Here is a 12,547-nt window from a genome sequence, read left to right on the forward strand (position 1 = left end):
CTGCATAATCGCATTTATTTTTTTCAATTAAAATATCGATATATTCATAATCCCATATAAATCATTTATTAATGAAATTACAGATTATTTTTAATCTCTAAGGTTAGATTTATTTAGCAATAAGTCTACTTTTGATGTTAAGTTTTGACATTTATTCGGATGAAAAAATTACTTAGAAATGGGCAAATTGGGGAAACGGAAATATAGATCAAGATAACTATTGGCTCTATTTCCATACTGATATCCGGGTGAAAAGAACTTTCAACACTAAGAATTCCGGCTGGCAATAAAAAAAAGCCTTTCTCTCGAAAGGCTTTTACTCATTTATTGTAGTCTAAATTACTTTGAAGCAAGTACTTCTTTGTTAGAAGTGGTTTTTCCATGTACTTCCTCTTCTTTTCCTTTTCTCAGGAAGTCATAAGCGATAGCCGATGCAATAAAGATGGATGAATAAGTTCCGAACCCGATACCGATCAACATAGCAAACATAAACCCTCTCAGGTTATCTCCACCGAAGATGAAAATAGCAAGGATTACAAGAATCGTTGTAAATGAAGTGTTGAATGTTCTACCTAGCGTGCTGGAAATAGAGTCATCAAACAGACCTGCCAACGTTTAAAGATTTCTTCTCTCTCAGGTACTCCCTGATTCTATCGAAGATAATCACGGTGTCGTTAATAGAATATCCTAATACCGTAAGGATTGCAGCAATGAAATCCTGGTTGATTTCCATATTGAACGGCATATATTTGTGAAGCAATGAATACGTCCCCAAAATGATAACCGCATCGTGGAACAGAGCTGCCACAGCCCCCAGAGAGAACTGCCATTTTCTAAATCTGAATAAGATATAAATAAAGATTCCCGCAAGAGCAGCCACAACAGCAAGAATACCGTGGGTCTGGATATCGTCTGCCACTGTAGGGCCTACTTTTTCAGAAGAAATAATACCCGCATGATCTTTATCTGCAGATTTAAAATCCGCTAAGGTAATATTAGCTGGAAGATCTCCTTTCAGGCCTTCATATAGTTTCTGTTCAATTGTCTGGTCAGCTTTTAAAGATTCATCTTCAATCAGGTAATCCGTTGAGATTTTTAATTGTTTAGCATTACCGAAAGTTTTAGCTTCTACCGAGGAGTTCTTACCATCTTCGGTCTTAAACAGTTTTACTAGTTTTTCTTCAACATCGTTAGCATTAACTTCCTTATTGAATCTTACTACGTAGTTTCTACCTCCTGTAAAGTCGATACCATATTTGAACCCTTGGGTAAACATAGATACTAAACAAATTACAGTTAATACAGCAGAAATAATATAGGCATATTTTCTTTTTCCGATAAAATCAATCCAGGTGTTTCTGAACAGGTTTTTCGTAGGTGGTGTCCAGACAGAAAGGTGTTTTCCTTTATTCAGTCTGCTGAAGATCATTACCCTTGAAAGTAATACGGAAGTGAACAATGTCATGATAATACCGATCATCAATGTCAAGGCAAACCCTTTGATAGGTCCTGTTCCGAAGAAGAATAATACAACAGCCGTTAATAACGTAGTTGAGTGACCATCAATAATTGCACTTAATGCATGCTTGAAACCGTCTTTATATGCCTCTAAGATGCCCTTACCTGCAAATAATTCTTCTTTCGTTCTTTCATAGATGATTACGTTCGTATCTACCGCCATGGCCATTGTCAGTACAATACCTGCAATACCAGGAAGCGTAAGCGTAAAGTCTCCGGAATCCATAATTCCGAAAATATAGAAAAGGTTTATTACCATCGCAATTACAGCGTACACTCCGGCACCTCCGTAATAGAAAATGATATACACGATGATAATCAGGAATGCAATCGCAAATGAAATCATACCGGCGTTGATAGATTCCTGTCCTAAAGACGGACCTACCTGAGTAGCCTGAACTACTTTAGCCCCTGCAGGTAATTTTCCGGCACCTAAAACGTCTACCAGCTCTTTAGCCTCTTCCTGAGAGAAGTTACCGGAGATCTGAGTTCTACCGTTAGGAATAGCATTTACAACATTCGGTGCAGTGTATACTCTGTTATCCAGGGTTACAGCAACCGGTTTTCCAACGTTTTTCTCTGTTAATGTTTTCCATTCTTTTGCTCCTTTGGAATCCATCTGCATATCTACCACTACTCTACCAAGCTCATCGTAGCTGATATTGGCAGTTTCTACAGCACCGTCTACCGGAGCTTTTTGATTGATGTTACCTCTGATCGCATACAATACCAGGTCATCCGGGCTTGTTGCTTCAGGTTTGTACCCCCACATGAATTGGGTATATTTAATGTTAGCCGGACGTAAGGACTGGGCTACTTTGCTGTTTAAAATTTTATTTACAGCGGCTGTATCAGACAATTTTACGTTGGCAACCCCATTACTTCTTAATTTCTCAAGCTGTAAAAGTTTCATAAGGTTTACATTTTTTGCAACCCCCATAGAATCTCCTTTTGCAGCAACCATAGTTGTCAAAGTCTGGAAATAAGGTGCAATTTCAGGAATCTGCTGTACTTCCCAGAATTGAAGTTTTGCAGAAGTCTGAAGCATTTTTTTCACTTTGTCGATGTCCTTCATACCAGGCATTTCCACAGAAATTCTTGCGGTACCAGGCACTCTCTGAACATTCGGCTGGATAGCTCCAAGCTTATCAATTCTTGTTCTGATTACTTCAAAAGCTGTCCCTACAGAAAGATCAATTCTTCTTTTCACAATACTTTTCACCTGCTCATCAGTTGTATTGTACTTGATTTCGGTCAGGTTTGTATTTCCGAAAAGTTCCGGATCAGCAAGCTTCAGGTTTGTTCCTTTTGCTTTGTTAATCGCATCGAACTGTTCAAAGAAATTGTCGATGTAAGATTTTGTAGAGTTTTTCTGAACTTCATCAGTCTTGTTTAAAGCCTCAATAAGAACAGGATTAGTAGAATAATTGGTTAAATCATTTACCAAATCTCTCTGGTTGATTTCCAATAGAACGTTGATCCCTCCTTTTAAGTCAAGACCAAGTTTCATTTCCTTGTCTTTAGCTTTAGAATAATAAAGCTTCGTATACCCAAGATTAAGAGTATCTTCCTTGATTCGTTTGATCTCTTTCTCGTTTCCTTTCGCAGCTTCAATCTGCGATTCAATTTTGCTGGCGTACCAGGTTGGTAATAGCTCGTTTAAGCAGATCAACCCCAGGACAATAGCAACAATTGTAATAAGTCCTTTTCCTTGCATTTTGTTATAACTACGTTAAATTAAGTCGGCAAATATAATGATTTTCTTGTATTTTATGAATTTTTAACAACAGAAATGGTTTATTTTCAGATATATTGGTAGTATGATTTCTATTTAAGATTTAACAATTTTTTCATAGTATGATCATGAAATTTTCAAATTTTGATTGGTATAAAATTTTCATTCATCATTCAACACACTAACTATCAAAATATTATGAAAAATTTACTTTTTACCATCTGTATTTTTTCTTCCTTAATCCTTAATGCCCAAAGCATTAATCTGGAAGAATTTGCTACCGGGCTCACCCGTCCTGTTGAGATTACCAATGCCAATGACAGCCGTTTGTTTGTGGTACAGCAAACCGGAATTATCAAAATTATTCAACCCAATGGGAATATTAATTCCACTGATTTTTTAAACATTACTTCAAAAGTACTCTACGGAGGTGAAAGAGGCCTTTTGGGATTGGCATTTCATCCGCAATATGCTACCAACGGATATTTTTTTGTATACTATAACAATACAGCAGGAAATATTGTTGTGGCGAGATATACCGTCAGTTCATCAAATCCTGATACAGCAGACCCCAATTCGGAGAAAATCCTGCTCAATATTCCTAAACCTTTTGATAATCACAACGGAGGAAGCCTGCATTTTGCTCCCGATGGAAAATTATGGATGATCACGGGGGACGGAGGAAGCAGTGGAGACCCGAATAATAATGCCCAAAATAAAAATGCACTTTTAGGAAAACTGCTGAGAATAGATGTAGATGCTACCGGCCCGTATAATATTCCGGGGGATAACCCTTTTGCCGGAGCAGGTGTTGATGGCGCTGATGAAGTCTGGGCATACGGACTTAGAAACGGATGGAAATTTTCTTTTGACCTGACTTCAGGAAACGTTATCATAGCAGATGTAGGCCAGGGAGCTATTGAGGAGATTAACAGAATGCCTCTTAACCAATCCGGCATCAATTACGGCTGGCGTTGCTATGAAGGAAATACTCCCTACAATACAACAGGATGTCCGGCACAATCATCTATGACCTTTCCTGTTGCCGTTTATGATCATTCGGGTGGAAAATGCTCCGTTACCGGAGGATACGTCTACAGAGGAACGCAATATCCTTCTCTTCAGGGAAAATACTTTTTTGCAGATTATTGTTCCGGCCAAATCGGAATATTAGACAGCAACAATATTATTACATGGACTTCTCCCTATAATGGAAGCAATTTCTCCACCTTCGGACAAGACTCGCAAAAAGAGCTGTATGTGGCAGCTGTCAATACCGGAAAAATATTCAGAATTACCACAGGAACTCTAGGGACCCAGGAAAATAATACCCTGGAAATGGTAAAGATATATCCTAACCCGGCTTCCAAAGAGATCTTCATTAATGGAATCAGAGATCCTAAAATAACAGCAGAGATCATCAATGCAGAAGGGAGGAAGGTTTTAGAAACCCAACAAATTATAAACGGAAAAAGTATTGATATTTCCGGAATACCGGCAGGAGTGTATTATATCAATCTTAAATCAGGAGATCTGAAATCCTACAGTCAGAAGTTAATTATTAAATAAGCTGATACATTACATAGAATCCGCAGCCCTGGTATTGATTACCCGGGCTTTTTTATTAAATATGTTACCATCGAAAAGACAGGAACCAGAAGCAATAATCTTTCGGGTTTTGAAAACCCTTCTGTTTCATTATCAAAAAGACCGTTCAGTGATACCGCAGTAAGCATTACGGCCGACACGAAAAAAATAATTTCAAAGCTACTTGGTTTTCCTGGAAGCTCTACACTTTTAAAGTGACTATCTAAAATCCAGAATCCAAGAAAAAGAATCATAAAGGGGAACGACCATATTCTGAACGTATCCCAAGCAATTGCATGCAATATCAGAGGAAATAAAGCTATTATTCCCAGGAAAAGCAGAATATATCCATTCACATTTCTGAACAATTTATAAATCATCAGCATCATAAAGGCAATGGGAATCCAGAATTTAATGGTAAATGCAGAGAAAAAAACTCTTTTCAGAAAATTCGGCCCTTCCTGTTTCAAATAGGTTACGAAACTCTCTGTATAAGCATCCGAAACAATATACCCGAAACGCCTGCTGATAAATCCTGAACTTTCCAGATAATTAAAAATAATTTCACGATTATCTTTCCCCGAAAACTCCTGATAGAGGGAAACCGAAATTATCATGGCTACAGAAACCCCCGAGAAAAATATTGCTTTCCTTATAAGGTCTGATGTTATAGCGGGTTTATTATTAATTTCATTCAGTGATAGCGCAAAAAGACAAATGGGAAGCATCAGAAAAAATGAAATTTCATGAATAAGCACACTTACCCCACACAATAGGGAAGCCAATGTGATGTACCGCTGTCTGATAAGGTACACAGCCAAAAATGTAAGCAGGAAAATCACCTGATCCAGGTACCCTATAAAATGAGCCGACAATACGATATACTGGGACAGAAAAAAGACCGTGTACAACAAAACTTTACGGATGTGGTAATTTTGAAAGGTATGCTTCACAGCAATAATCATTATTGCCAGGTATAAAAGAAATAATATTACCGCTGATACTATTTCTATCTGACATTCACTTTTTTCAAAAAAGAATCCGAAAATTTCCCCTGCAAGGCCTCTTTTGATGAATCCGGACCTGTAATCTACAAGCCAGTGGGCTTTTGCCCATTCATTAGGCAGTCTTACTGTCTTTAAAAAGCTGAAAGAAAGAGCATACGTGTATAAAAATATGACTGGAGCCCTATGCTTCATAGCTTCCTATATGGTCATAGAGAATATCCTTGTTTCAGGTTTATTTCTCATCATTCTAAGATCAAAAACCATGGCTACATTCCTTGTAAATGCCCTTCCTGCTTCCGTAATCTTAATTTCATTACCATTGATTTCAACCAATCCGTCGTTTTCCATTTCGGCAAGCATATCAAGTGCATTTTCCAATTCCGGGAAAGAATTAGTATGGGTAAAAGTAGTTTCCAGCTGACACATCAGATTCAGAATATGCCTTCTTACAATTAAATCTTCTTCGTTAAGAACATGACCTTTCACTACCGGAATTTCTCCTTTCTCAACAATGTCTGGTACTCCTCTACTGTTTTTACATTTTGGGCAAATGCATACCATGAATCTGAAATAGCTGACATTCCAAGGCCTACCATCAGTTGGGTATTGCTGGAAGTGTATCCCATAAAGTTTCTGTGAAGTTTCTTATGAATTAAAGATTGGTATAAATCATCATGTTCAAGGGAGAAGTGATCCATTCCCACTTCAATATATCCTAAATCCTGAAGAAGCTTCTTCCCATCTTCATACAATCTCCGTTTTTCTTCTCCACTCGGTAAATCATTTTCATCGAACCCCCTCTGTCCTACTCCTTTCACCCACGGAACATGCGCATAGGAATAAAATGCCAGCCTGTCCGGCTTTAACTCCATGGTCTTTCTGATGGTATGTTCCATCGCTTCCCAATTCTGATGAGGAAGCCCGAAAACCAAATCATGGCTGATTCCCCTGTATCCTATTTCTTTTGCCCATTCCGTTACCGCTTTTACATTTTCAAAAGGCTGAATCCTGTTGATCGCTTTCTGAACTTTAGGATCATAATCCTGAACGCCAAAGCTCACTCTTCTGAAACCAAGATCATATAAGGTCTGAAGATGTTCTTTGGTGGTATTATTCGGGTGACCTTCAAAAGAAAATTCAGGATGTTCAGCAATATCCACCGTTTCAAAAATCCCTTCCAACAATGTTCTTAAATTCTGAGGAGAAAAAAAGGTAGGAGTTCCACCCCCTAAATGCAGTTCTTTCAGTTTGGGTCTTTCATTAAACAAAGCAAGGTAAAGCTTCCATTCCTTCAATACGCTTTCAAGATAAGGAACTTCTACGCTATGCTGTTTTGTAATTCTTTTGTGGCATGCACAAAACGTACATAATGCCTCGCAGAAAGGTAAATGGATATAAATAGAAATTCCCTCCCCTGAATTGGTTTCACGGAATGACCTAATCACACTTTCTTTCCATTTTTCAGGAGTGAATGTTGTCTCATCCCAATATGGAACGGTAGGATAAGAAGTGTAACGGGGTCCGGGAATATTATATTTATCTATTAAAGAGTTCATTGAAAAATAAAATTTATAAGGTAGAATTTAACATAATTAAAATTCATTCTGCAAAATTAACCATTACTTACGAATTTTAACCTATGAATTATATTAGGTTCTATTTTATAATGAGTCTAAATACGTATGATCAATATCTTCGGGGAATAATGATAAATTCTATATCTTATATTTACAATTTTAATCTGGCTTTTACTATCCTGCCATTTCCGGCAAAAACGACGGTATTTCCATCTATCCATTGGCAGACAAACAACCCTTTTTCATCAGAAATCTTCTTCCATGTTTTACCAAAATCTGAGGAATAGCTAATATTCTGATCTCCTACTGCGACCATTTCTTTACCTTTGGATCCGGGCCTGATTTTCACGCAGGTCATATAACCTGCATTTTGACCTGACGCCTGTATCTGCCAGGTTTTACCACCATCCGTTGTGGTTGCTATATTGTTGATGTTAGCCTCCTGCCTGGTATAATCACCTCCTACAGCAACACCAAAATGATCTCCATAGAAATCTATAGAATACATTCCCTGGGAAGGTTCTCCCTGGATAAACGGAGTAGTAAAAGTTTCAAACTTCTCATTTTTTAAATTCATTCTCAGAATCCTCGATGCCTTTCCTCCCGTTGCTATCCACAAATAATTTCCGGAGGAAGCAATATTAGTGTTGCTTGCCGCAAAAGCAGCTTCTCCCGGATGTAACATCAGATTACTCCTGAACATACCCCATTTCCCGTTTTTATATACCGCCAGTTTCAGGACATTGTCTTTATCTGCATCGCTGAAAGCATAAGCCAGTTTATCATTTACGAAATGTAAGGCGTCATAGAAAGCTGTTTTTGCTGTATCTGTAAAAATAACCTGCGATTTTAAATCCTTCTTGTCAATTTTAAAGAAACGGGCCGGATTTACGATATTAATGGCATAAAAAGCACTTTTATCCTTCCCCAGGGTTCTGAATTCAAGTTTTCCGGCGTCTAATTCTACCTGTTTCTGATTTTCGGGATTTTTCAAATCAACAAAGCCAAACTTGGAACCTGTTCCACTGTACCAGACTTTATGCTCATCAACCTCAAGGGCTCTGATGCTGATCTTATCGGTCAGAATGTTTTCAAAGCCTTCTATCTGTTGAGAAAATATGATCACTCCAACGGATAGGAACACAATGGAAAAAAATTTTTTCATAGTATATGATGTTTATGTACAAAAAAAAACCGCCGGAGCGGTTTATATCAATATTAATCTATATCCTTATATTTTTCAGGATTATTAAGTTTACTGTTTTTTCTACCATAAAGGAAGTATACAATTCCTCCAAGCAATAACCATCCTGCGGAAAGCTCTTTTGCATGGTCACTCAGGTTATAGATCAGGTATAAATTGATGATCACCCCTAAACCAACTACAATTTGATAAGCAGGCACCTTGAAAGGTCTGATAAGATTAGGTTCTTTTTTTCTCATTACCCAAACGGCAATACAAACCAATGTAAACGCGAACAGGGTTCCAAAGCTCGTCATATCTGCAAGCGTTGAGATTGGCGTCAGAGCAGCAATCAGGGCAACTACTATTCCAAGTAAAATAATTCCTTTGTAAGGAGTTCTTGTTTTCGGGTGAAGTTCACCAAAGAATCTGGGAATTAATCCGTCTTTTGCCATTCCGATAAAGATTCTGGATTGTCCCATCATCATTACCATTACTACAGAGATCAAACCTACAGTAGCGGCAATTGTTACAATATTACTTGCCCAGTGTTTTCCGGCAATTTCAAAAGCATAGGCTACAGGTGCTTTTATCGCATCCGGATACCTTCCTTCCGGATTAAAGTCTGTATAATGCATCATCCCTGTCAGGACAAGAGATACACAGATATATAAAGCGGTACAGATTAACAACGAAGCAATAATGGCAAAAGGGACATCTTTTTTAGGATTAATCGCTTCTCCCGCCTGTGTGGAAACAGCATCAAAGCCAATATAGGCAAAGAAAATAGCAGCAGCACCGGAAATAATCCCCTGGATACCGTAGGCCGAGACCATATCTCCTTCGGAGTTTTTAATCTTTATCTGATCTGGAATAAAAGGTTTCCAGTTTTTAACTCCGTCAACAGCGTTATAAAGATCCGTATTGGAAAAAATAATATAAACCCCTGCAAAAATTACAAAAATAACCGCTGTGGTTTTTAATAATACAATAAGGTTATTCGCGCCTGCAGCTTCTTTTGTACCTTTAACCAATAATGCGGTAATCAATAAAACAAGAATAAATGCCGGCAGGTTCATTGAAAATCCTTCTCCTGTATAACTGGCAGGGTCGGAAGTAAGATAGGCAGGCAAATGAACCCCGAATATTTTCAAAAATTTGGTAAAATATCCTGACCAGCTCACGGAAACCGCCATACTCGCCATGGCATACTCTAAAATGAGACACCAGCCCATTGCCCAGGCAAAAATCTCTCCTACTGTTCCGTATGCATACGCATAAGCTGAACCTTCAACAGGAATAATGGAAGCAAATTCCGCATAACACAAAGCAGCAAAAACACAGGCAATACCTGCTATAATGAAAGAGATTGCCAGCGCCGGCCCGGCGTGATAATAGGCTCCGGTTCCGGTAAGCACAAAGATTCCACCACCAATGATAGCCCCTACTCCGATAGCTGTTAAACTCCATTTTCCAAGGACCTTTTTCAGCTCACTTTTCTTCATATCTGCCTCATAGGCACTTAGTGGTTTCTTAACCCAAATTTTAGACATGTTTTTTTATTTATTAAGGATTCACGAAAATATAAAAAATTTAGGAACTCTAACGTTTATCGGCAAATTTTCATCAATTATTTTAATAAAAAAAATTAAAAACCTGACCAACACATCATTTAAAGTATTTCAGCAAGTATTAATTTTTGTTTATTTTTGGCCGCATGAATGTATATGATCTTTTTATAAAGCCGTATGAAAGCTACACTGCCGCGCAGATCATACTGGAAGCTTCCGGAGCTTTATTTGGAACCCTGAGCGTTTTACTTTTCCATCAAAAAAAATATATGGGTATACCCTACCGGCATTATTTCTACTTTGATCTATGTATATATTCTTTTCAATTTTGGATTGCTGGGTGACTGCCTCATCAATGTTTATTACACAGTCATGAGTGTTTACGGATGGATTCTCTGGTCTAAAAATTCCAAAGATCACATTCATGTAGAGGTGACATGGGCGACCAAAAAAGAATGGATCTATGCAGGCCTCCTGTTTATACTGAGCCTGGCATTTGTCACTTTTATTTATTATTGCAAACCTTATATCGATAATCTGGAGAGTAACTATCTCGGTTTATATCATCTCGACTGGGCCAATTGGATGGATATTTTTACAACTTCAATATTTTTAGTAGGAATGTGGTTTATGGCCAAACAGCGCATTGAGAACTGGATTTTCTGGATTATCGGAGATCTGATTTGCATTCCTATGATGATTTTTAAGGGCCTTGGAATCACTTCGGTTCAATATTTGGTATTCACTATAATGGCTATCTTAGGATACCTTAATTGGAAAAAAAAGTTTAAAAGAAAAAAAAAGTACAATAAAGTCATGAAAAATTTTTTTAAAAAATAGCAGTAAGTATCTTTGCTATCAGCACCCTTACCTCTTGTCTGGCCTATTCAGACGGATACGGAAGTAATGGTGGTTATTATGGAGATCCGTATTATAATAACGGATATTATTACGCACCTTCCGGATATTACGGAAACGGTGGATATTGGGGCAATGACGGCTATTATTATAGAAACAATATCAATTATTATTATGATAACGGCGTTCCTTATTACTACTACAATTACAATAACTCCAGAAGGAAGGTGTATGTAGAAAGAAGATCTGATTCAAGACAAAACAGTGGATTCAGAGGTCAGTCTGGCAGCGGTAGTGGCTATTATAACAACAATAATAACGGATATTATAACAGAAATAATAATAGCAACAGAAATAATAGCGGAGGTTTTAGAAACCAGAATAGCGGAAACCAGGGAAACCAGGGTAATCAGAATTCCCAGAACAGCGGTGGATTCAGAAACGGCAGTGGTTATCAGACCCCACAAAGAAACTCAAACACCAATAGTGGCGGATTCAGAAATACGGAAAGCAACAGCAGCTACAGATCTGAATCTTCAAGTGGCAGCGGGTTCAGGGGCGGATATTCCGGTACTCAAAACAGCGGATCAGGTAACTCAAATAATACGACAAGATCCAATAGTGGTGGTTTTAGATAAAACGATTATAAATAAGGAAACGAACAGCTAACACTGTTCGTTTTTCATTTTAAATATAGTAATTTTGTTTCTTCATTTTAGATTATACAAGAAAATATGGATTTTTATAAATATCAGGGAACCGGGAATGATTTTGTAATGATAGATAACCGTGATCTTCAGTTTCCCAAGGACAGGAATATTATCGGAAAATTATGTGACAGACGCTTCGGGATTGGAGCTGATGGGCTTATCTTATTGGAAAATGATCCTGATTATGATTTTAAAATGGTGTACTACAACTCTGATGGCGGGGAAAGTACCATGTGCGGAAATGGAGGCCGCTGCCTTGTAGCCTTCGGTTTTTTCCTGGACATTTTTGAAGATAAATGTAAATTCATTGCTATAGACGGAGAACATGAAGCTGAAATTCATAACGGCATCATTAAATTAAAAATGATTGATGTAAATACCATTTCCCATGATGGAAACGATTTTGTTCTTAATACCGGCTCTCCTCATTATGTAAAGTATGTTGAAAATCTTGAAAATTATAAGGTATTTGCTGAAGGATACGGGATCAGAAATTCAGAAAATTATAAAGAAAAAGGAATCAATGTCAACTTTGTAGAAAAAAAAATCTGATGATGAGATTTTTGTAAGAACCTATGAACGAGGCGTTGAAGACGAAACTTACAGCTGTGGAACCGGAGTTACAGCTTCCGCTTTAACTTTTCTGCAAAAAGACAATCTAACCTCTGTAAAAGTTAAAACTTTGGGAGGCAACCTTAAGGTATACGCTGAAAGGAATGGAGATTCTTTTCATAACATATGGCTTGAAGGCCCCGCAAAGCAGGTTTTTAGAGGTAAGATAGACCTCCTCTAAAAACATAA

The 12,547-nt window shown here is 37.7% G+C and carries 6 protein-coding genes and 4 pseudogenes; 5 read left to right on the forward strand and 5 right to left on the reverse strand.

Annotated features, from left to right (window positions below; all coding sequences use genetic code 11):
• Positions 1 to 339 precede the first annotated feature (339 nt).
• A pseudogene (gene secD / locus HX13_RS12495) lies at positions 340 to 3,235 on the reverse strand (protein translocase subunit SecD).
• 216 nt (positions 3,236 to 3,451) lie between these two features.
• On the opposite strand from secD, the gene HX13_RS12500 reads away from it, so the two are divergent.
• Positions 3,452 to 4,822 (forward strand): PQQ-dependent sugar dehydrogenase, encoded by a 1,371-nt coding sequence (locus tag HX13_RS12500; protein ID WP_050021332.1) that lies wholly within the window; start codon positions 3,452 to 3,454, stop codon positions 4,820 to 4,822.
• Between the two features lie 38 nt (positions 4,823 to 4,860).
• On the opposite strand, the gene HX13_RS12505 is transcribed toward HX13_RS12500, so the two are convergent.
• The 4 genes and pseudogenes from HX13_RS12505 to HX13_RS12520 all read right to left on the reverse strand — a co-directional run bounded on the left by HX13_RS12505 (position 4,861) and on the right by HX13_RS12520 (position 10,160).
• Positions 4,861 to 6,039: a hypothetical protein gene (locus HX13_RS12505; RefSeq protein ID WP_050021333.1), complete on the reverse strand. Its 1,179-nt coding sequence runs from the start codon at positions 6,037 to 6,039 to the stop codon at positions 4,861 to 4,863.
• A gap of 6 nt (positions 6,040 to 6,045) precedes the next feature.
• Positions 6,046 to 7,403: pseudogene (gene hemN, locus HX13_RS12510) on the reverse strand (oxygen-independent coproporphyrinogen III oxidase).
• 172 nt (positions 7,404 to 7,575) lie between these two features.
• On the reverse strand, positions 7,576 to 8,589 hold the full coding sequence (locus tag HX13_RS12515) for a WD40/YVTN/BNR-like repeat-containing protein (RefSeq protein ID WP_050021334.1): 1,014 nt from the start codon (positions 8,587 to 8,589) through the stop codon (positions 7,576 to 7,578).
• 53 nt (positions 8,590 to 8,642) lie between these two features.
• A complete protein-coding gene (locus tag HX13_RS12520) occupies positions 8,643 to 10,160 on the reverse strand; it encodes an amino acid permease (RefSeq protein WP_050021335.1) in 1,518 nt (505 codons plus the stop codon).
• A 164-nt stretch (positions 10,161 to 10,324) separates the two neighbouring features.
• Here HX13_RS12520 and pnuC point away from each other — a divergent pair.
• From pnuC to dapF, 4 genes and pseudogenes are all read left to right on the forward strand, one after another.
• Positions 10,325 to 11,018 (forward strand): annotated as a pseudogene (gene pnuC / locus HX13_RS12530) (nicotinamide riboside transporter PnuC).
• 12 nt (positions 11,019 to 11,030) lie between these two features.
• Positions 11,031 to 11,273 (forward strand): hypothetical protein, encoded by a 243-nt coding sequence (locus HX13_RS24275; protein WP_238555281.1) that lies wholly within the window; start codon positions 11,031 to 11,033, stop codon positions 11,271 to 11,273.
• The gene (locus tag HX13_RS24280) at positions 11,264 to 11,674 is read left to right on the forward strand and encodes a hypothetical protein (RefSeq protein ID WP_238555282.1); all 411 of its coding nucleotides are present in this window, start codon (positions 11,264 to 11,266) and stop codon (positions 11,672 to 11,674) included. Before HX13_RS24275 ends, HX13_RS24280 begins: the two co-directional genes overlap by 10 nt.
• A 96-nt stretch (positions 11,675 to 11,770) precedes the next feature.
• Positions 11,771 to 12,539: pseudogene (gene dapF, locus HX13_RS12540) on the forward strand (diaminopimelate epimerase).
• Positions 12,540 to 12,547: the final 8 nt, after the last annotated feature.

The sequence above is a fragment of the Chryseobacterium sp. P1-3 genome (assembly GCF_000738495.1).
GTDB lineage: Bacteria > Bacteroidota > Bacteroidia > Flavobacteriales > Weeksellaceae > Chryseobacterium > Chryseobacterium gallinarum.